Source organism: Jejuia pallidilutea (assembly GCF_002973595.1).
Taxonomy (GTDB): domain Bacteria; phylum Bacteroidota; class Bacteroidia; order Flavobacteriales; family Flavobacteriaceae; genus Jejuia; species Jejuia pallidilutea.
The window spans coordinates 353,319-374,432 of record NZ_PVEO01000003.1 but is presented as its reverse complement, the minus strand read 5'-3'; the positions used below and the strand labels follow the sequence as shown (position 1 = coordinate 374,432).

Here is a 21,114-nt window from a genome sequence, read left to right as displayed (position 1 = left end):
TTATTCTTTTTTGCTCCCTGTTTTTTTGGGATAAAAGAGATTTATTAGTTTAAGGTAGCTTCACCTAATAAAGATTCAACTAACTTTTCTTGTTTACCTTTGTTAGAAAGCTCTTCTTTAACTACTTTTTCGGCAATTTCTAGAGATAAGTTAGCTACTTGAGATTTTAAATCGGCAATAGCTGCTTTCTTTTCGCTTTCTATGCTTTCTTGTGCTTGTGCAATTAACTTAGAGGCTTCTGCTTGTGCTTCTCCCTTGGCATCCTCAATCATTTTATTCTTCATATCGCGAGCATCCTTTAACATGGCCTCTCGCTCTGCTCTTGCTGCTTTTAATAACTTTTCGTTATCTGCTTGAAGGTTTTGCATTTCTAACTTTGCATTTTCAGCAGCATCAAGGGCGTTTTGTATGCCTTCTTCTCTATCATTTAAAGAGTTCATTATTGGTTTCCAAGCGAACTTTACCATGATAAAAATTAATACCAAGAAAATTACTGTTTGCATAACAAACAGCCCTATAGAAAAGTCGTTTAATAATGTTTCCATTCTAAATTATTATTTAATTGTCGTGTTTAATTTTGAAAAACACGTCCTGCAACCAACCGTTACAGGAACGTATTCTTAAGTTTTTTATTTGGCTTCTTATTTTCCTAAGAATAAAGCACCAAATGCTAAACCTTCTAAAAGTGCAGCGATAATAATCATTGCAGTTTGGATTTTACCGGTAGCTTCTGGTTGACGCGCAATACCTTCCATTGCACTTCCACCAATTTTACCTAAACCAATACCAGCTCCGATTACAATTAAACCAGCACCTACTAAATTTGGAATTGTCATAACAATCAATTTAAATTAAACAAACTCTTTATATTAATGATGATCGTGATCTGCAACTGCCATACCAATAAACAATGCAGATAACATTGTAAATATATAAGCTTGCAAGAAGGCCACTAGCACCTCTATTAACGTAATAAACATCGCCAAAACGAACGACAACGCGGTTGCTCCACCTGCTGTTAATTCATTTTTCATAACCACCATTATGGCAATTAAACTCATTACTACAATATGGCCTGCACTTATGTTTGCAAACAAACGTACTAATAATGAGAAAGGCTTAATTAAAAATGCACCCGCCAATTCTATAATTGCTAAAACAGGACGAATTAAAACTGGCACCCCTGGCATCCAGAGCATATGGCCCCAATACCCTTTATTTCCACTAAACGTGTAAATAATTAATGTAAAAATTGCTAACGCTGCGGTTACTGCAATTTGTCCGGTAACATTAAATCCTATAGGCGTTAAACCTAATAGATTTAATACCCAGATAAAGAAAAACACGGTTAATAAGTAGCCTGTAAATCTTCTATAGTATTTATCTCCAATATTTGGTCTTGCAATTTCGTCTCTAACATAAAGTACTAGCGGCTCTAAAACGCGACCTAAACCTGTTGGAATTGCTTTTTTTCTGTATTGGCGGGCTAAACTGGTAAATGCAACAATCATTAAAATACCTACTAATAAAATTCCAAATACACTTTTTGTTATAGAAAAATCTAAGACTTTGTGAGCATTAGTTGCATGGTGGTCCTCATCGAACTTAACACGTGTTGCACCTTGTTCTAATTCGTATATTTTACCGTGTATTTTGGCAAACTTTAAGCCTTTCCTTTCAACAATGGCATGTCCGTCGTCGTTATGATGAAATTCAGAAGACATAAATGTTACCAATCCTTCGCTTGTCCACAATATTACTGGTAAAGGAAAACCAACATGCTTGCGCTCTCCGGCATCATTTGTGTAAGAAAATAGTGTGAAATCGTGAGAGTCTTTAATGTGGTGCAGAATGTACTCGTTTACTTCTTCGTTGGTGTTTACCTCACCACCGTCATTTTGGTGTTTTTCCTCATGATGTTGCCCATAAGCAAGTGTTCCAAAAAATAAAGCTGCTACTAAGACTAAAAATTTAAAACTGTGTTGCGTTACCTTCATTATGTTAAAATCAAAAAAACTGAGTTTTTAAATTCCGTGCAAAAGTACGTAAATAAATGAAAAAACAATTATTTTTTTTTGTTAATTGAATTTGTGTTTCTTTCACCCAAAAGGCGTGTTATAAAATATATTTCGAGAATTAAAAAAACGAAGAAAGGGATTAACAAATTTAAGCTTTCAGTTTTTGTGAGATTTGGAAGTTTTAGTATAGAATTGTTAAAAAAAATAACGAAAAACGCTATTTTTACTACTAATGTAAATAGGTAAATAAAGCCTAATTGCTCCGCTGTTTTTTTAATATTAGAAAACACCTTAAACAAGCCACAAAGTATTAGCGAAATAATTGAAAAAAACCAATACAGCGGTAAAATATCGAACCGGAGCTCATAATCGCCACCATTTAATATAGCTGTATGAACAAAAAAAGAAACAACAAATAGCAAAGCAAAAGCTACCAGATACACTAAAAACGATTTAATCATCTTTATTGTCTTTTGAAAGTTTTAGCACCTGCGAAATTACCAAATACATAGAAACAAATACGGCAAATAATGTGATTAGAGATTCCCAAAACGTAGTAGAATATTTAACATCTAGCCATTTGCCTAGTAAATTACCTAAGTAAATAGTTGCGCCCATTTGAAAAGCTACAGACGTAAATCTTATGTAAGGGTTAGGCTGTTTTTTCGGTTTGTTGTTTTTTTGCTGGCTCACCGTTTGTCATTGGTTTTACTGTGCCTTTCATGGTACAGGTTACATTAAAAGTTGCCCCTGGCTCCACGGCCAGTTTACCAACTACCACTTCGCCCTCTATAAATGCAGACGATTTTAGGGTTAGTGTGCCAGATAAGGATAGTTTTCCTGAAAACTTACCTTCAAAATAAGCATCTGTACCTTGTATGGTGCCTTTTATAAAACCTTCCTTTCCAATAACAAGTTTTCCTGTAGTTTTAATATTGCCTTCTATTGTACCATCTATTCTAAAGTCGCCTTCGCTATTAAAGTCGCCAACAATTTTGGTGCCTCTTGCTATAATATTTTGGCTTGGTTTACTTTCCATTGCGTGTTTCTCTTTTTTATTATCTGAAAACATAACATCTTGGTTTAGGGGTTATTTAAACTTAAGTAGGTATCTAAATTTTTATGTATTTGTAGTATTTGATAGTTTTTAGAAGACACTACAAAAAACGGCGCCTTAATTTTCTTTGCGTCTTCATCTAATAATATTTGGCGGAATGTTTTTGCCACTTGGGCATTTTGCAATCCGTGTACCACTACAAAGGTAGTATTTGTATCGTAAACATCAACCGAACTCTTTAATTTATAATATCTTACGTTTTTTAAAACCTCATCTAACGTAGTTTTAAAGGTTTCTATCTTATCGGTTTTAGCCCTATTAAACTTAAATATAACTTTAAAGTGGTCTGAAACACTATCGTTAACAAATTCCTTACTTTCCAGTTTAGGCAACATGTCGTTTGCCATTCGTTGTGCTTGTTGGCCTTCGGGCGTGTTAGCATAAGTTACAGCAATATAATTTATGGCTTTCCTATAATCTTCAAAACCATACAACCTCCCTAAAGCTGTAGCTTTTAACAATTCAAACTTTGGTACAATAGGTTCGCCATCAAAAGTTTTTATGTGTTCCTCACTTTGGGCAATAACAGTTTCATAATCTTGCGCTAGATGAATATCGTACACGTTTTCGTAAAGTGTAGACGGACTATTTTCATCTTTCGATGCTACCGAATCAGGATCAGTTAAAATTGCTGTATATCTGCTTTCAGGATAATTCGAAATAATGTCGTTTTTAGCAATTGTAGCCTCATCATTTTCACCTAATAATTCATAAATTTTGTACAAATTATATTTTGAAGGTAAAACTAAACGCTCTTCTGGATTACTTTGTAGCAGTTCTTGAAATTTGTTTTTCGCTAAATTGTATTCCTTAAATTTCTCTTTATAGATTAACCCTAATTGATAATACGCGTAATTGCGTTCTTTTGAAATACTATCAATAACCTTTGCATCAGAAGGTATTTTAGAAATATAAAATTGAGGGTTAAATCGCTGTTCTTCTGAAGCATTAGCAGCAATTTCGCCTGTTGTTCCTGCTGTATTTCCTCCTGAAGATTGTGCTTTGTTAGACCATCGCCAATTATCCTCCAAAGGCCTATCGCCCCAAACCTTTAAAAATTCGTTTTTACCAAACGCCACGGTTGTAGGGTTGTAAAAATAAAATCCAGCACTTTTACCAGGAACCCCTGCACCACCTAAACCAGGTACCTTATTACCTACTTGGTTATTAACCGTAGCCAAACCCGCATTGCGTTTTAAGGCTTCTTGTTTTTTTTCTTCTGCTTTAGCTTTTTCTTTTAAATCGATAACGTACTTTTCAAAATACGTAAGTTTTTCGGCCTCAGAAAGGTTTGCCAAACTTAGAATGCTATCGGTAACCTTGGCAATACCTTCGTAATAAATTACATCTTCTAAATTATCGCGTTTGCGTTTTATTATTCTGTAAGGTTTAGAGTTTAATTTAAGATTAGCCATAGTGCTGTCGTAATAGGCTCCAGCATCTGCATACAACCTTTTATCAAAAGTCATATCTCCTAAAATTTCGTAATTTCTAGCCTTTAGTTTTTGGTCTCTTGTGTTAGTCCGTAAGGATTTATTAAAATAGCGCGAGGCTAGTTCTACCGATTGGTTTTTTAAATAATGTGTACCAATAACATGGTAGATTTTATCTAAAAACGGACGATTTTCTCTATTGGTTTCTAAATCTTCCAGCAATTCTGCTAGCAATAATTTATCCCCATTGTTGTAATCAAAGTTTTTAATTTTTTCAAGGTGCGCACTAATCATATACATACGCGGTGTTTTTCTGTTAAGGGCAATTACAGCATCAAACACAATATTAGCGCTGTCCTTATACCCTAATTTGTTGTACAGTTGTCCTTGAATAAAACGGTAGCGCCCACGTTCGTCATTACTTTTTGTAGCGTTAGCCGCAATTTCTAACTGTGTAACCGCACTATCTAGAGATTTTGTATTGATGTAAGCCTGCGCTAACATAGAGGTAGCATCGGCCAAATCTTGACCCTCTAAATCCTCTTGCCGTAAAAGGCGTTTTAGATTTTTTATGGCCAATTCATCATTTTCTAAACGAATATTGGTTTTTTCTCGCCACACCTTAGCCTGATTTATTTTGTCGCTCGCAGGGTATTTATATAAAATGTAATTAAAGGCTTCTAGCGCAGGTACAAAACGCTGATCGAAATACCGTGCTTTCCCCAAAAGTAAATAGGCTTCATCCATTTGCGGATTGTACTCCTTACTTTCAATATTTATACTATGCTTTTGTATCGCCTTTGCAGCCTTTTCCTCTGCCCTGGTAAAGTTTTCGTTTTTAGATTGCCCGGGCAAAATAACATCTTCGTCTATTTGCATACGCTCTATGGGTAAAACTTCCCAATAATCGTCTTCATAACTAGCATTAAGCGAAGTTCTACCTTGTTCTAAAGCAATGTAGCCGTTGTATAACGCATTATATTCTGCCGTAACCGCATGAACATTTCTGCTTAAAAATGTATTTTTTTTGCGCGAACAGCTGCTTATTGCAATAAGGCAAATAATAAATAAGACTGTAGGTTTAAAACGTGCTTTCAATACCTCTTGGTTTGGTGTAATTTATAACTGCAAAGTATAACATATAGTATATACTACTTGCTTTTAATTTAAAATTTCTGAAATAAAACGTTGTTCTCCTTTCTATTTCACAATAATTTTAAACAAAAAACTAGTATAAGTGGGTAAAAATAAGCATCTTTTTCGATTAACACATAATATGAGGGTATTTTGAGGGGTTTCGTAGAGTTTAGAACACTACAAGCAAAAAATAGAATACATTGAAAATATAGACACAGCAAGCCACAGATTTGCTCCCCTCTGGCTCTCTGCGTTTTCTCAGTGTAACTCTGTGAAATGATTTAATTCGCAAAATGCGCCTCCAGCTCCTTCAAAGTAGCCTCGTTTGTCACTAAATCTTTTACAACTTCCCCTTTTTCTAGTACCACAATACGTTCGCACACATCAGTAACGTGCATCAAATCATGGCTCGAAATTAAAACGGTAACACCTCTGGTTTCAGCTAAATCTTTTACGATGCCTTTTAAGCGTATTTGTGTTGTGGGGTCTAAATTTGCAAAAGGCTCATCTAAAATCACTACTTCTGGGTTTCCTATAAGTGCAGCAACTATTCCAGCTTTTTTCTGGTTTCCTTTACTTAAATCGCGCAAATACTTCTTTTTGCCTAAAATTTCACCATGAAAAAAATCTTCAAACTGACTAACAAATGTATCAACATCTGCCTTGTTTTGTCCACGTAATTCCCCAACAAAATAAAAGTATTCTTCGGGTGTTAGGTAACCTATTAAAAAACTTTCGTCTATAAATGCCGATGTAAAGGGTTTCCAATCTTCGCTTTTATTCACTTGAATACCATTAGAAATAATGTGCCCCGTTGTTGGCTGAATTAAATCTAACAATAGGCTAAAGTATGTGGTTTTTCCAGCACCATTATTGCCTACTAAACCAAAACTTTGCCCTTTTGGAATATCTAAGTTTTCAATATGTAAAACCTGATTTCCACTATATGTTTTTGATAAATTTGATGTTGTTATCATAGCTGTATTTTAATTATCTTGATTGAAAGCATCAATCATTTTATATTTTGATTCTAAATATTTTCCTGTTATAAATCGCATTAGTTTTTGGTGAAACACAATACCCACAACGCCCATTACTATAAGTACCAAACAAGCTATTTCAAAGCTTAATAGCCAATTAAGGAGTGCAAAAATTATCATGGGTAAAACAAGAAGCGGAATGCCAATAAGCCACTGCACCGCACCTGTACCTTGGTAATTAAATGCCGCTTTTTGGCTTAAATCTATCTTTTTTCTATTAAAGGCACCGCCCCACAAAATAACATGTGTGTTAATACCAATATTGTAGATGGCCGCTGCAAAATGTGCCAATAAAATCTTCCAACCAAAATATACATATGGAATACCCAGTACAAAGAGTATAACCACACTTAGTGCCATTAATGTGAATTTAGATTTTAAATATTGTTCGTATTTAATATTTTGACTCATGAGTAATTTGTAATAACCGCTATCCCAAGCTGGAACAAACTGCCCAAAGTTTATAAGAAAGATTCCTGTTGAAAAAATTCCTATGAAAATAAAGAAGAATGGCATATTGTTGTACGTAGGGTTTGGGTAGAAAAACAACCCATAAAGCAAGCCTAATGCCAACATCCAAACCGAAGATTTTGTGCGCTTATTTCGCCAAATTAAGCGTAAATCTAACTGCATAAACGGCGCGATATCTCCAAAATTCTTGGTCCATTCTAAATTAGATGCATTTACCTCCTTTACTTGGGTTTTTAAGCCGCTATCTAAAAATAACTTTTTGTGTAACAATTTAGAGTTTAACACGAACAGGGCAACCAAAATTAAAACAAGAATGCCTATAAGTAATGGTGATTGGTAAATGGCATTAAAGGCGCTACCTATTAAATTTTTAAATGATAGTAGCTCAAAATAATCTATAGCGAATAAACCCCCTGTAATTAAAATAATGGGTAAAAACGATAATTCTGTTTCTGAAGAAAAACTTTCTATTATAAAGTTTAAGTAATTTATAATAAGCGTGGTTAACACTAGTGCTAATACCCATGCTAACACAGCGCCCAAAGGATAATCATTAACAAGGAGCATAATGCTAAACGGCACTATGGCGAAAAGGGGCAAAAAATTAAAGAATGACAATGCCGATTTTCCTAGTACATAATTAACAATTTTATTTCTACCAATAGGTAATGTTAATAGTGGTTTTACACTCATTACCGGCAATTTCTGGAAGAAAAAACGAAACAGTAAATCGCCTAAAATCCAGAAAAACAAAAAGTTGTTTACAATAATTAAAGGGTCTTGTTCTGGGTATAGTTTTTTTAATCCAGGATATAGCATAATGCCTATGCCTAAAAAAACCACCATAAAGTAGATGGCGAAAAAGCCCATTAATAATTTTACCCCTAAACTTTTACCAAAACTGGCAGATCTAAAAAACGCTTTCCATTCTAAATTTAAGAAATGCTTTATCATAGCTAAAACGTTTTTTTAGTTATATTTTTGAGCAATACCTTGTACTTTCATTCCCCAAGATTGCCCCATCATCATGCCTTTTTGTGCTAAGGCAACTTGCTTACTAGCTAGTTTTTTTCCTAAATCAGATTTATAAAAATCTACCAGTGCCTTAATCTCATCTCTAGTAAATTCTCCCATGTATAATCCAGCCATTTCACTGTAAAGATCATCTAAAGTTCCTGTGGCTTCTTTTTTATAAGCCTCTTTGTTGTCTTGAGATACCATATTTCCAATTTGGTCTATAGCATCCTCAAAAGCTTTTGTTGCACCTGTTAGTTTTATAAATTCAATGGTTTCAGCCTTAAAAGCTGCATCATCTTGAGCATTTATGGAAACGGTGAGCAACAAAACGAGTGCGAGTAAAAGATTTTTCATTTGTGAGGTTTTTAATGGTTAATGTGAATTTTTGATGTTAGTATACAAATATGGCAAAATGTTACGTATTTAACTAAAGATATAGCTCTTGGTATCTCTTTTTCATATTTTCTTTAATGATTTTTGGTACTATTCTGGTAGAAATATAAAATACCATAAAATAGAGTATCACTACCGTTGAAACCAGTAAAGTACCTACGCCTGTTTGGAGCATAGAAAAACGATCGAAATTTGGAACCTGAATTAAAAGAAATGATACATGTACAAAACCCCCAAGCTCCATTACAGCGGCATCAAACAACCATTTTTTTCCTGTGTTAGCGTAACGCCTTCTTATTGCTTTTTTTGCCCTATACATATGGCACACACTAACCGCTAGCATTAACACTATTATAGCTGCTAACACATACGCTTTATACCCAATAGTACTTAACAATGTTTTGAAGGCATATACCGTAATTATTAAAAAAAGGAAACTAGGAAGTCTTAAATATGTTTTTAATTCCTTAAACACCAAACTTCTGTAATATTTGTTTAACGCGCGCTGTTTATTTTCAACCAATTCTGAAAAACCAAAAATCCCAAATTTTTTGAATTCTGCATTTAGAGCATCTTTAAATGAAATATTGCTGTTTATTTCCCATTGGCGCTCTATACCATTTGCTAAATGGTCTACCAACTCGGTTTGTACATCATACCATTCAACATAGTGTTTTCTGGTAAAAACATACAGTTCTTCTATTTGGTTTTTAGATAAAGTTTTCACTTACTTAAGTTAATTGAAAATAGCGTTTTACATACTTAACATGTTCTGAATATATTTTAAAGGCGAAGTAATAATACGTTATAAACATCAACAAGAATGCTAGAGGTAAAAACCGCCCCCAGAAAGAGGTAGAGAAAGATGCTGTTGGGTTTATAAGAAGCGTAAACAAGGGCAAAAGAGAAAACTGCCTCATGTAACAATACCCAAATACTGTTTTTGCTTTTGTCCTTAAAATATTCCAAGAATGGTACACCAAAATTATTAGAGAAACTGCAAATAATACCCAACGCCCTTTGTACAAGAAATAAAACATTAAGTTTATATCTGCATTACTAGTTTTTAACAAAAACCACATTAGTACCGCACCAACACATGCTATAGCTAAAGAATATAATACTGTTTTTTTCATTATTGCCCCGCATTTGTCAATCACAATTTTAGGTTTAACATAAGCCAAACCCATCCAAATACTTTGACTTTCAACAAAGTAGGGGCTCCATTTTCTTTTAGTTATGTTGAAGGCATCATTAAAACCAATATTTTTTGCTTCCATAGTTGCTTCAATATCGCAAACCATATGGTCTAGCAGCTCAAACTTTATATCCACAAAGTCTATTTTACGCTTGGTAATATATAATTCCACAGCTTTAATTTGTGTATCATCTAGTATCATTGCAATCTAAATTTAGGATTCACCAATGCACGCATCGTTCTAATATAATCTTCTAATTCTGCTAATTTATTTACAGTTTCTTGAGTGCCAAGTTCGGTAAGTTTATAGTACTTTCGGGTTCGGTTATTTACCTTGGCAAACTCTACATCCAACAACCCTTCTGCCTCTAACTTATGTAAGGATGGGTATAAAGCGCCCTCGGTAATATTTAGCTCACCTTTGGTGATTTCTTTAACTTTTTGCGTAATTTCATAGCCATACATTTTATCATTCTCATTTAAGAGTTTCAAAATAATGGTGGTTAGGCTACCTTTATACAAATTAGTGCTTTTCATAGTAGTTCAAATATACATAATTTTCTTATGCATAAAATAATTATGTATAATTTTTTCGACCAAAAACATAGATAAAACGTTAATGCTTCATTATTTTTGATGAAAAAATATTTTTATGTCTGGATTTCACAAACTTTCTGTTAAAACTATAACTAGGGAAACTGATGCATCGATAAGTATTAGTTTTAATGTTCCTGAAAATCTTAAAGAGGAGTTTAGCTTTAAAGCTGGCCAATACATTACCCTAAAAACCGAAATTGATGGCAGCGAAGTGCGACGCGATTATTCACTTTGTGCTTCCCCAAAAAGCGGTGCGTTAAAAGTAGCAGTTAAAGAAGTGAAGGATGGTACATTTTCAGCTTATGCCAATAACAAACTTAAAGTTGGCGATAGTTTAGATGTTGCACCTCCAAGGGGACGTTTTATTTTTGAACCCAACGATAAAAAAACCAAAAACATTGCTCTTTTTGCTGCCGGTAGCGGTATAACGCCAATTATGAGCATTATAAAATGTGCATTGGAAGAAGAGGTACACAGTAAAGTTATTTTGGTTTATGGTAATAAATCTACCAAGGACACCATGTTTTTACAAGAGCTTTTAGAGCTTCAGCATGCATATAAGGAACGATTTTCTATTCAATTTGTATTTAGTCAGACTGATGAAGACGATGCTATTTTTGGACGTATTGAAAAAAGCACCGTAAACTACGTAATGAAAAACAAACACAAGCATGTTGATGTTGATGCGTTTTATTTATGTGGGCCAGAAGGTATGATTCATACCGTAAAAGATGTATTAACCGAACATGGAATTGATGAAACCCGTGTACATTTTGAATTGTTTAAGGCGGCAAAACGCGAAGAAATTAGCGAAGGGACAACTCATAAACCTGCATCTGGTAAAACCAAAATAACGGTAATTGTTGATGATGAGGAAACCGTTTTTGAAATGTCTGCTAAACAAACCATTCTTGAAGCAGCCTTAGATGAGGACTTAGATGCTCCTTATTCTTGCCAAGGCGGTATTTGCAGTAGTTGTTTGGCTAGAATTAAAGACGGTGAAGCTACTATGGTGCAAAATAATATTTTAACCGAAAGCGAAGTAGCCGAAGGTTTAATTCTAACCTGTCAAGCACACCCAACTACGCCAACAATTACAGTAGATTATGATGATGTTTAATCTGAATGCTTAAAAATAATCGTTTCAATTTTGTCCACTATAGTTTTTGGTAAAATTGAAGCGCTTACATTCTCATAGCCTTTAGGTAATTTATTTCCATAAACCGATGTTGGTATTAAGGGATATTTTTTTCTATCGGAAAGCAATGCATAATCTTCTGGTTGATTAAATGGAGCAAAACCTGCATAAGGGTGCGTTACACCCCAAACAGTTACAACCTTAATACCCAACATGGCAGCGATATGGGCATTTCCAGAATCCATAGACAACATAAGATGCAGGTTAGATACTACATCTAGCTCTTCATCTAAACTCAGTTTTCCAGCAATACTCACCGTATTTTTGTGTACTTGTTCCCAACGCCGCAAAATGGCCTCTTCGTTTTTACCACCACCAAATAGCACAATTTTATAGGTTTTTGATAGCTGCTTAATCACATCTTGCATTAACGCTAAAGGGTACATTTTGCCATCGTGTGCTGCAAATGGGGCAATGCCAATGTAACCGTTGTGTTTAGGCCCTAAAATATCGGTTAATGTTTTATTCAAAAGGCGTTTCTTAGGAAAAGTTGGGCTAGATAAATCTACTGGGTATCCTAGAGTTTTAAAAACATCGGCATAACGTTGTGGGGTAGTCTTTAACTGTTTAAATAGTTTTCCTGAAGTGAGTTGTTTTTTTTCTGACCTTCCTTTGTCGATTGAAACAAAACGCTTGCATTTTATAAATTGCTTTAAAATTTTACTTCTTAGCACACTGTGCAAATCGGCAATGGCATAAAATTTATATGTTTTATTTATAGTTCTAGCTAATTTGTATAATCCAAAAGTACCCTTATGTTGTCCTTTTACATCGGCTGAAATTACCTCAACAGTATTCAAATCCCTAAAAAAAGGCTTAAAAAAGGGTTTTGTTAAAACGGTTATTTGTAGTTCTGGATATTGCGCTGTTAGCGCCCTTAACACGGGTACGGTCATAGCAACGTCTCCCATTGCAGAGAGACGTATTACTAAAATATGTTTTTTTTGTTGTGACATCTCAACTTATATGTAGGATAAAAATCCTGAAACAAGTACAGGACTAGAGTTTTGTTATTTTTGAGAGCGCAACACTGGGTTTAGTTCATCATCATTGTACATCTTCATTTGCTTATACACCTTCATGTACTTGTCGCCATTTTCTATATCTTTAAGAAGCGTATCAATGGCGGTAGATAAATCTACACGTTGTTCTAAAAGCACGTCTAATTTAGCCTTACAAGCTGTTCTATGCGCATCGGAAGCATCTGTTCTGGTAGCCTCTTCATTCATATGATATACTTTAAGCGCTAGAATTGATAATCTATCAATACCCCAAGCAGGACTTTCTGTGTTTATAGTGGCATCGTCTTTAACCGTTACATCTTTATATTTTTCAAGAAAGTAACTGTCTATATATTCTACCATATCGGTTCTGTCTTGGTTTGATGCATCAATTTTTCGTTTTAACGTTAATGCTGCAACAGGATCTATTTGTGGATCGCGAATTATGTCTTCGTAGTGCCATTGTACTGTATCTATCCAACATTTTCTGTATAGTAAATGTTCTATTAAATCACTTTTAGGATAAGGATTTTTAAACGGCTGATCTACTGTATTAATAACATGATATTTTTCAATAACTTCTTGGAATATCTTATTAGCTTTATCGGTAAACATAGGTATAAAATTTAGACTGCAAATATACTTATATTAGTTAACTTTAGCATTCAAAATTTAACGTTAAAACCATGCATATTCATAACTTTTCTAAAGAAAACTCGATATTAAACACCTTTATTTCTGAAATAAGAGATGTCAATATACAGAAAGACAGGATGCGTTTTAGGCGAAATATTGAGCGTATTGGAGAAGTTTTGGGTTACGAAATGAGCAAAGCACTTAACTATAAGCCAAAAAAAATTACAACGCCTTTAGGCATACACAATACAAGTGTTTTTAATGACGACATTGTACTTTGTTCTATTTTAAGAGCAGGAGTACCGTTACATAACGGATTGTTGAATTATTTTGATACTGCTGAAAATGCTTTTATTTCGGCATACAGACACCATAAGGACACACCCGAAATTTTTGAGATTATTGTAGAATATTTGGCGTGCCCAGATTTAAGCAATAAAACCTTAATTCTAGCAGATCCCATGTTAGCCACAGGACAATCTATGTTAGCTACTTTTAAAGCCTTAAAACCCTTTGGCAGACCTAAAGCTATACATTTGGTAAGTGTTATTGGTGCGCAAAAAGGCTTAGATTTTGTTACAAATGAATTTCCAGAAGATACACATCTTTGGATTGCTACTGTTGATGAGACCTTAAACAACAAAGGCTACATTGTTCCTGGACTCGGGGATGCGGGCGATTTATCTTTTGGTGAGAAGCTACAGAAATAAAACAATTATAGGCGTTAAAAAGAGTATAGTAAAAAACACTTCCTTGAACCATTTTTCTCGTATTATTTCAATGTAGCTAGAAATAATTATGGCCAATGGCGCAAACATAAATAAAACTTCGCTACCACTTTTTTGTGGGGCTATAACAAGTATAAAAAACGATAATAATAACGTACAAATTATTATATAAAACGCTGGACGAAAAGATTTTTTCTTAAGATTAATGTTCTTAACGTAAAATAATAAGGCCCACAACCCGAAGGACAATAAAACTGTGAGACCAATTAAAAACCGAGGCGTATTGTACACACTAAAATCGAAACTAATTTTAAATCCATCCAAAACATAATACACTAAATTGTACCCCATTAAAAAACAAACACTATATGCAATAAGCAGTACTGCCAAAATTGCTGTTAATGGAATAAGCCAATTTCTAGGTTTACTATCTGTGTACAAAAAAATAGTAACTGGCAACAAAATAAAAAACAACACAGTCCAAGAGTAAAATAATGCTGCAACAGACATCCAAAACGCGGCATCAAACAACTTTTTTTTCACTTCTTTTTGCGAGCGTAAACTAATAAGGCGTCGTAAACTAAACAGTAAAAAGATATTAGCTAAAATTAGCTTTAAGCTTGCTGTGGTTTGCGGTATCATAAGCAAAAAAAGGCCGTATAAAACAATTTCAAAATTATTGGTTTGCGTTAAACTGTTTTTACCAGACACAAAATTTAGCACCAATATTGCAAAACAACTACCTACAAATAATGCACTAACGTTTAAAATGGCATTAAGGTTAATGGTGTTATTTTGAATTGTGAAAAACGACACCGTACAAGCTATAGCAATAATAAAAAAGACGATTATTAAGTTTATTGGCTTAGATTTACTAAAAATTCTTGTAATCATTAACTCTTTTTGTATTTTTGCTTGGTAAATATACTAATCGTGAAATGAATTTGAATTTTAATACAACAAATTCATACCATTGAATAATTAAAATTTACGTGAGTTACTGAATGTGTTCCTCCAAAACTTGGTATTAAACATTCCATAAATAAAAAATTAAAACAAATGAAAGACTTTTTTTACGCTATACAAGATTTATTTGTTGATGTGCTTTTTGCACCACTAGATTGGTTAAGAACCTTAGAACTAGAGAATTGGTGGTTAGCAAACACAGTATCTTGGATATTTGTTATTATTGGCATTGTTGCTATGGTTTACTGGATGAAGCAACTTAAAATTTTCAACGACAATAATGAGGAAGACAAAAGTATTTCGTCTCACTCTTTTTTATAGATCGAATCCAATATCCTTACGATAATTCATCTTATCAAAATGTAGTTTTTCTATACTTTGGTAAGATTTTTTTATGGCCTCTTGGTACGTATCTCCGTAAGATGTAATAGCCATTACTCTTCCACCCGAAGTTATTATTTTACCGTCTTTTAGTTGTGCACCTGCATGAAATGGTATGGAGTCTTTTACGTTTTCAATTCCCGTAATCGTTTTACCTTTTTCGTAGGCTTCCGGGTAACCTCCAGAAACTAATACTATAGTTGTTGCGGCACGCTCATCAATTTCAATATTAATTGCATCTAATGTGCCATTTGTCATTGCCTGTAAAATTTCAACTAAATCATTCTTCAGTCTTGGAAAAACAACTTCGGTTTCAGGATCACCCATGCGTACATTATATTCAATTACCTTAGGGTCGTCTCCTACTTTTATTAACCCTATAAAAATAAAGCCCACATACGGTAAATTATCTTTTTTAAGACCATTTACTGTTGGTTTTACAATACGCTCTTCAATTTTATTTAAAAAGGATTCTGTAGCAAACGGTACTGGCGACACTGCGCCCATACCACCAGTATTTAATCCTGTATCGCCTTCACCAATACGTTTGTAATCTTTGGCGGTTGGTAAAATTTTATAGTTAGTACCATCGGTAAGCACAAAACAACTTAACTCAATACCGTCCAAGAATTCTTCTATAACTACTTTGGTGCTTGCATCGCCAAATTTAGCATCCACAAGCATACTTTTTAATTCTGCTTTAGCTTCATCTAAATCCTCTAAAATAACCACGCCTTTGCCTGCTGCAAGTCCGTCTGCCTTTAAAACATACGGCGGATTAAGCGTTTCTAAAAACGCATAACCTTTCTCAACGGTATCTTTTGTAAAACTCTCGTAAGCTGCGGTAGGAATATGGTGTCTGTACAAAAATTCTTTTGCAAATTCCTTACTACCTTCTAGTTCTGCAGCTGCTTTTTGTGGCCCAATAACAGCAACATGCTTAATACTTTCATCATTTAAAAAATAATCGTGCACACCATTAACTAAAGGGTCTTCTGGCCCCACTACAACCATGTCTATTTTCTTATCTAACACCAAGGTTTTTATAGCCTCAAAGTCGTTAACACCTATATTTACGTTGGTAGCCACTTCGGCAGTCCCCGAATTTCCTGGTGCCACATAAAGATTTTCGCATTTATCGCTCTGTGCAATTTTCCAAGCAAACGTGTGTTCTCTACCTCCAGAACCTAGTATTAAAATATTCATAGTTTAAAGTGTTTGCGCAAAAATAAAATTAATGGCTCTAATACACGAATATTTTTTATTTACTTTACACTTATATCTAGTTTAAGTGAACTTATTTGATTTAACATTGAAAATAAAGGGCTTTCCTATTGAGAAAGCGAAACGCGACCTGAAAAAAATTCAGTGTAAAACTGATGGAGAACATGAAGCTTACCTTAATCAAAGAAAAGACGCCATTGTTAAGCATCATTTAAACAATACCCCTTTTTACAAAACATTTACAGAAGGGTGTAATACAAACGACTGGAATAGCCTTCCGGTAATTCAGAAAAAGGATTTACAAATTCCATTAAAAGACCGATTATCTATAGGATTTACAACTAAAAACTGCCATATACACAAAACTTCGGGGTCTTCTGGTACGCCTTTAATTTTTGCGAAAGATAAGTATGCCCACGCTATGTCTTGGGCGAATTTTATGGATAGGTACTCATGGTACGGTATTGATGCTGCCACTTCCAAACAGGCGCGTTTTTATGGTATTCCGTTAAGTGGTGCTGGTTATTATAAAGAGCGTTTTAAAGATATGCTGGGAAATAGGTTTAGGTTTTCAGTTTTCGATTTAAGTGCCCAACAATTAGAAAAAAACATTAGCATTTTTAAAAAAACAGCATTTGAATATATAAATGGGTACACAAGCGCCATTGTTCAATTTGCCAAATATTTACAACAGAAAAATATTATTCTAAAAGATATTTGCCCTTCTTTAAAAGTTTGTATCGTTACCGCAGAGATGCTTTTTGAAGATGATAAAATTGTGTTGGAAAACCATTTAGGAATTCCTATTGCAAACGAATATGGTTCTGCTGAATTAAGTTTAATAGCATTTAATAATTCTAATAATGACTGGTTGGTTAATACTGAAGATTTATTTGTTGAAATCTTAGATGAAAAAAATCAACCTTTGCCTTATGGTAAAAAAGGAAGGATAGTTGTTACATCGCTTTATAATGTAGCCCACCCGTTTATTAGATACGATTTAGGTGATATTGGAGTGCTACACGAACGCAGTACAACTAAAACGCCCATCTTAAAAAGTGTATTGGGCAGAACGAGTGATTTAGCGTTGTTACCTAGCGGGAAAAAAGCAGCAGGATTAACGTTTTATTACGTTACAAAAACTGTAATTGAAGATGACGCTAACGTAAAAGAATTTATTATTGAGCAACATGATATTGAGACTTTCAAAGTAATTTACACGAGTAAAGAGGAGCTTTCAGAAGGAAAAATAACGGCTGTTAAAAAGGCGATGGAAACCTATTTAGAACCGGGACTAACCATTCTTTTTGAGCGAAAAAATGAGCTAAAGCGCACCAAAGGTGGCAAGCTAAAACAGTTTACATCTTTTGTGAAGTAACTGTTTGTTTAGATTTCACAAAAAAGTACTCCAAAAGAAATACAATAATATAATACAAGGATTTTAAGGTTGAATACCCTAATCCTTTTTTATAAACCAAGTAATTGTACTTTAATAAATCTAGTTTCTTAGAAGAAATTGAATTTTTTCTTACTCTATAAATTGCCAAGGATTCTTTTAAACCAATGGCTGGTTTATTGCTCTTTTTTACTGCACTTAACCACAATAACCAATCTTGACGCTTACGTAAATTAGGCGCGTAAATCTTGCCTAGTGTTTTAGTATTGTACATGCCTGTTAAGTTCCCAATGTAATTACATTTTAAAAACTTCTTATAGTTAAGTTTTGGTATTGCTTTAACTGTTTTATGCAAAGGCAATCCGTTTTCAGTCATTAAATCGTAGCTAGAAAAACTAACATCGGCATTGTACTCTAGCATAAATTTTAGCTGTTTTTCGAGCTTTTGGGGCTTCCAAACATCGTCCGCATCCAGAAAAGCTATAAAGTCTCCCGAAGCTTCTTTAATGCCCTTATTTCTGGTTACTGCCGCGCCTTGGTTTGCTTCATTTTTAAAAAACTTAATATTATTGTGTTTTAGTGCGAAACTTTTTATAATTGAAATTGTGCCATCTGTAGAAGCGTCATCAATAATTAAAAGTTCCCAATTTGTATATGTTTGATGTAGAACGCTATTAATAGTTTCTTCTATAAAATGCTCTGAATTATAGGTGGCAGTAATTACAGAAACTAACACATTTGGCTTCATTTAATACGCTTTCTTCTCTCCCCTTAGGGCATTAACGAAGGTTTGAACTATAATTTTTATGTCAAGAAGTAATGACCAGTTTTCAATATAAAATATATCGTATTTTACACGATTTATAATATCCTTGTCTGTTTCAATCTCACCTCTAAAACCACTTACTTGGGCTAACCCTGTAATGCCGGGTTTTACAAAGTGCCTTACCATAAACTTATCTATTCTTCTAGCATACATGTTAGTATGGCTTACCATGTGCGGTCTAGGGCCAACTACAGACATGTCTCCAAATAATACGTTAAAAAACTGTGGCAGTTCGTCTATACTTGTTTTTCTTATAAATGCGCCAACCTTAGTTACTCTACTATCGCCTTTGGTCGCTTGATGCAGATGCGCATTTTTATTAGGCATCATAGACCTAAATTTGTAGCAATCGAATTCTTTATAGTTAAATCCGTTTCTAGATTGTTTAAAAAAAACAGGCCCTTTTGATTCTAGTTTAATGAAAATAGCCAATATAGGCGTTAACCATGATAGAACAAATACAATTATAAATAGGGAAAACAATATATCGAATAGTCTTTTTACGTAAGTGTTAATTGGTTCTTGTAAAGGAATATCTCTTAAAGATAAAATTGGAATATAATCGTAATACTCGTATTTCAATTTTTTCGAGAATATTTCTTTGTTATCTGGTATAAATTTTAATTCCCTTAAGTTGTTATCGGCAAAATCAATTAATTCGTTTATTTGTTTGTTAGATAATTCTGAGACCGAAAAATATATTTCGTCAATATCATTATCTATAATGTAATCAAAACACTTACTTAAAGAAAAGCCTTCTTCTTTTGGGCTAAATTGTGCCATAAATTTATACCCAAAATCTAAACGCTTATTAAAGGTAGTTATAAGTTGGCTGGTTTTTTGGTTTTTACCAATAACTACAACAAGCCTAATATTACCTCCAAGAGAACTTCTGTATTTATTTAAGAGAAAATAAATTAGAAATTTAAAGAAGGTTAATAACCCAAAAACTAAAATTAAATAATTTCCCAAATTAAGCCTACTTATGTTAGGCTGCTTAAAAAACCCAATAAAGGCATATAGAACTGCCGCAAAAAGTACTATTTGTTTTAAGAGCAAAGTTAAAATTTGAATAATGCGAGTATTACGCTGAACCTCATAAAACCTATTGTAAAAAGAAATGATAGACCAAAGCACAGATATATAGCCAAAAAAGAGTAATCTATCAGTTAAATTAATTTCAAACAAGAAAACTGTGGCATTTATAATGACCAAATCCACCAAAAACGAAATTGGTTTAATAAATCCTGAATACCTGCCTTGTTTGAACTTTTTCAACTTACTCTTTTATGTGTTCTTTAAAGTTTTTGTGCTCGCTCTTGTGCAATTCTTCTTGAGGTAAACTTTTAAAATAGTTGTAGGTAATTTTCATCCCTTCGGCTCTATCTACCTTTGGCTCCCAATTTAGTATTTTTTTTGCTAACGAAATATCTGGTTGCCTTTGCAGCGGATCGTTTACAGGCAAATCTTTGTATACTATTTTTTGATTTGTACCTGTTAGTTTAATAATTTCTTCTGCAAAATCCTTTATAGTTATCTCGTGGGGATTGCCAATATTTACAGGATACTCGTAATCGCTTAATAGCAGCCTATATATACCTTCTATTTGGTCGTCTACATAACAAAAAGAGCGCGTTTGGGAGCCATCGCCAAAAACTGTTAAATCTTCTCCACGCAACGCTTGCCCCATAAAAGCAGGAATTACCCGCCCGTCGTTTAATCGCATTCTGGGGCCATAGGTATTAAATATACGTACTATTCTGGTTTCTAATCCATGAAACCTGTTATAGGCCATTGTTATGGCCTCTTGAAACCGTTTAGCTTCATCGTAAACACCTCTTGGGCCAATGGTATTTACATTGCCGTAATAATCTTCAGTTTGAGGGTGTACAAGTGGGTCTCCATAAATTTCAGAAGTAGAGGCTATTAATATTCTAGCATTTTTAGCTTTTGCTAAACCTAGTAAATTATGTGTTCCTAAAGCCCCTACTTTTAGGGTTTGAATGGGAATTTTAAGATAATCTATTGGACTAGCAGGAGATGCAAAATGTAAAATATAATCTAAACTTCCTCTAAGTTCTATAAAATTGGTAACATCATGAGCTACAAATTCAAAATTTTTGGTGCCTACTAAGTGTTCTATGTTTTTTTTATCGCCAGTAATAAAGTTATCCATGGCAACAACATGGTAACCTTCTTTGATAAATCTGTCGCATAAATGGGAACCTAAGAAACCAGCTGCTCCTGTTATCAGAACTTTTTTCATGTTTTTTTAAGCTATTTAGAACGCAAAAATAAGGAAGTACTTTGAAGTTAAATAAGTTTAGCCAGTAAAGT

The 21,114-nt window shown here is 33.8% G+C and carries 24 protein-coding genes; 4 read left to right on the top strand and 20 right to left on the bottom strand.

Annotated elements, in window-relative coordinates:
- Positions 1-44: 44 nt before the first annotated feature.
- The 13 genes from CLV33_RS07675 to CLV33_RS07615 all read right to left on the bottom strand — a co-directional run bounded on the left by CLV33_RS07675 (position 45) and on the right by CLV33_RS07615 (position 10,361).
- Positions 45-545: a F0F1 ATP synthase subunit B gene (locus tag CLV33_RS07675; protein ID WP_105473396.1), complete on the bottom strand. Its 501-nt coding sequence runs from the start codon at positions 543-545 to the stop codon at positions 45-47.
- Positions 546-641: 96 nt separating this feature from the next.
- Complete coding sequence (atpE, locus tag CLV33_RS07670) at positions 642-836, bottom strand: ATP synthase F0 subunit C (RefSeq protein WP_042240059.1); 195 nt, start codon at positions 834-836, stop codon at positions 642-644.
- 33 nt (positions 837-869) lie between these two features.
- Positions 870-1,997 (bottom strand): F0F1 ATP synthase subunit A, encoded by a 1,128-nt coding sequence (atpB, locus tag CLV33_RS07665; RefSeq protein ID WP_042240652.1) that lies wholly within the window; start codon positions 1,995-1,997, stop codon positions 870-872.
- Positions 1,998-2,065: 68 nt separating this feature from the next.
- Entirely contained in the window at positions 2,066-2,479 is a 414-nt protein-coding gene (locus CLV33_RS17840; RefSeq protein WP_105473395.1) for a DUF6168 family protein, read from the bottom strand.
- On the bottom strand, positions 2,472-2,711 hold the full coding sequence (locus CLV33_RS07655; protein ID WP_042240064.1) for an AtpZ/AtpI family protein: 240 nt from the start codon (positions 2,709-2,711) through the stop codon (positions 2,472-2,474). Before CLV33_RS07655 ends, CLV33_RS17840 begins: the two co-directional genes overlap by 8 nt.
- Entirely contained in the window at positions 2,671-3,090 is a 420-nt protein-coding gene (locus CLV33_RS07650; protein WP_042240067.1) for a bactofilin family protein, read from the bottom strand. The genes CLV33_RS07655 and CLV33_RS07650 overlap by 41 nt, the downstream gene beginning before the upstream one ends.
- 11 nt (positions 3,091-3,101) lie before the next feature.
- Positions 3,102-5,666, bottom strand: coding sequence for a type IX secretion system periplasmic lipoprotein PorW/SprE (gene porW / locus CLV33_RS07645; RefSeq protein WP_244906399.1), 2,565 nt, complete (start codon positions 5,664-5,666; stop codon positions 3,102-3,104).
- 320 nt (positions 5,667-5,986) lie between these two features.
- Positions 5,987-6,682, bottom strand: a complete 696-nt coding sequence (locus CLV33_RS07640) for an ABC transporter ATP-binding protein (protein WP_105473394.1) — start codon at positions 6,680-6,682, stop codon at positions 5,987-5,989.
- 9 nt (positions 6,683-6,691) lie between these two features.
- The gene (locus tag CLV33_RS07635; protein WP_105473393.1) at positions 6,692-8,170 is read right to left on the bottom strand and encodes a DUF5687 family protein; all 1,479 of its coding nucleotides are present in this window, start codon (positions 8,168-8,170) and stop codon (positions 6,692-6,694) included.
- Positions 8,171-8,185: 15 nt separating this feature from the next.
- On the bottom strand, positions 8,186-8,587 hold the full coding sequence (locus tag CLV33_RS07630; protein ID WP_081956156.1) for a DUF2059 domain-containing protein: 402 nt from the start codon (positions 8,585-8,587) through the stop codon (positions 8,186-8,188).
- A 73-nt stretch (positions 8,588-8,660) separates the two neighbouring features.
- On the bottom strand, positions 8,661-9,353 hold the full coding sequence (locus CLV33_RS07625) for a hypothetical protein (RefSeq protein ID WP_105473392.1): 693 nt from the start codon (positions 9,351-9,353) through the stop codon (positions 8,661-8,663).
- Between the two features lie 4 nt (positions 9,354-9,357).
- Positions 9,358-10,026, bottom strand: a complete 669-nt coding sequence (locus tag CLV33_RS07620) for a hypothetical protein (protein WP_052414836.1) — start codon at positions 10,024-10,026, stop codon at positions 9,358-9,360.
- A complete protein-coding gene (locus tag CLV33_RS07615) occupies positions 10,023-10,361 on the bottom strand; it encodes a PadR family transcriptional regulator (RefSeq protein WP_042240079.1) in 339 nt (112 codons plus the stop codon). Before CLV33_RS07615 ends, CLV33_RS07620 begins: the two co-directional genes overlap by 4 nt.
- Before the next feature lie 115 nt (positions 10,362-10,476).
- Here CLV33_RS07615 and CLV33_RS07610 point away from each other — a divergent pair, with 115 nt between their 5' ends.
- Positions 10,477-11,541 (top strand): ferredoxin--NADP reductase, encoded by a 1,065-nt coding sequence (locus CLV33_RS07610; protein WP_105473391.1) that lies wholly within the window; start codon positions 10,477-10,479, stop codon positions 11,539-11,541.
- Here the strand turns inward: CLV33_RS07610 and CLV33_RS07605 are convergent.
- Positions 11,538-12,575 (bottom strand): glycosyltransferase family 9 protein, encoded by a 1,038-nt coding sequence (locus tag CLV33_RS07605; RefSeq protein ID WP_042240084.1) that lies wholly within the window; start codon positions 12,573-12,575, stop codon positions 11,538-11,540. The genes CLV33_RS07610 and CLV33_RS07605 overlap by 4 nt on opposite strands.
- 54 nt (positions 12,576-12,629) lie before the next feature.
- Positions 12,630-13,235 (bottom strand): DUF4254 domain-containing protein, encoded by a 606-nt coding sequence (locus tag CLV33_RS07600; protein ID WP_105473390.1) that lies wholly within the window; start codon positions 13,233-13,235, stop codon positions 12,630-12,632.
- Between the two features lie 71 nt (positions 13,236-13,306).
- On the opposite strand from CLV33_RS07600, the gene upp reads away from it, so the two are divergent.
- Positions 13,307-13,966 carry a uracil phosphoribosyltransferase gene (upp, locus tag CLV33_RS07595; RefSeq protein WP_105473389.1) on the top strand — a complete coding sequence of 220 codons (660 nt, stop codon included), beginning with the start codon at positions 13,307-13,309 and terminating at the stop codon, positions 13,964-13,966.
- Here upp and CLV33_RS07590 read toward each other — a convergent pair.
- Positions 13,955-14,878, bottom strand: coding sequence for a DUF6427 family protein (locus CLV33_RS07590; RefSeq protein ID WP_105473388.1), 924 nt, complete (start codon positions 14,876-14,878; stop codon positions 13,955-13,957). The genes upp and CLV33_RS07590 overlap by 12 nt on opposite strands.
- Positions 14,879-15,043: 165 nt before the next feature.
- Between CLV33_RS07590 and CLV33_RS07585 the strand changes: the two genes are divergently transcribed.
- Positions 15,044-15,271: a DUF6341 family protein gene (locus CLV33_RS07585; protein ID WP_042240099.1), complete on the top strand. Its 228-nt coding sequence runs from the start codon at positions 15,044-15,046 to the stop codon at positions 15,269-15,271.
- On the opposite strand, the gene purD is transcribed toward CLV33_RS07585, so the two are convergent.
- Positions 15,266-16,537 (bottom strand): phosphoribosylamine--glycine ligase, encoded by a 1,272-nt coding sequence (gene purD / locus CLV33_RS07580; protein WP_105473387.1) that lies wholly within the window; start codon positions 16,535-16,537, stop codon positions 15,266-15,268. The two genes, CLV33_RS07585 and purD, sit on opposite strands and share 6 nt — an antisense overlap.
- Before the next feature lie 106 nt (positions 16,538-16,643).
- Here purD and CLV33_RS07575 point away from each other — a divergent pair, with 106 nt between their 5' ends.
- Complete coding sequence (locus CLV33_RS07575; RefSeq protein WP_244906398.1) at positions 16,644-17,933, top strand: phenylacetate--CoA ligase family protein; 1,290 nt, start codon at positions 16,644-16,646, stop codon at positions 17,931-17,933.
- Here the strand turns inward: CLV33_RS07575 and CLV33_RS07570 are convergent.
- From CLV33_RS07570 to CLV33_RS07560, 3 genes are read right to left on the bottom strand one after another with little or no spacing between them, the layout of a single operon-like run.
- On the bottom strand, positions 17,914-18,699 hold the full coding sequence (locus CLV33_RS07570) for a glycosyltransferase family 2 protein (protein WP_105473385.1): 786 nt from the start codon (positions 18,697-18,699) through the stop codon (positions 17,914-17,916). The two genes, CLV33_RS07575 and CLV33_RS07570, sit on opposite strands and share 20 nt — an antisense overlap.
- The gene (locus tag CLV33_RS07565) at positions 18,700-20,055 is read right to left on the bottom strand and encodes an undecaprenyl-phosphate glucose phosphotransferase (RefSeq protein ID WP_105473384.1); all 1,356 of its coding nucleotides are present in this window, start codon (positions 20,053-20,055) and stop codon (positions 18,700-18,702) included.
- A 1-nt stretch (position 20,056) separates the two neighbouring features.
- Positions 20,057-21,043 carry a UDP-glucuronic acid decarboxylase family protein gene (locus CLV33_RS07560; protein ID WP_105473383.1) on the bottom strand — a complete coding sequence of 329 codons (987 nt, stop codon included), beginning with the start codon at positions 21,041-21,043 and terminating at the stop codon, positions 20,057-20,059.
- Between the last annotated feature and the right edge of the window lie 71 nt (positions 21,044-21,114).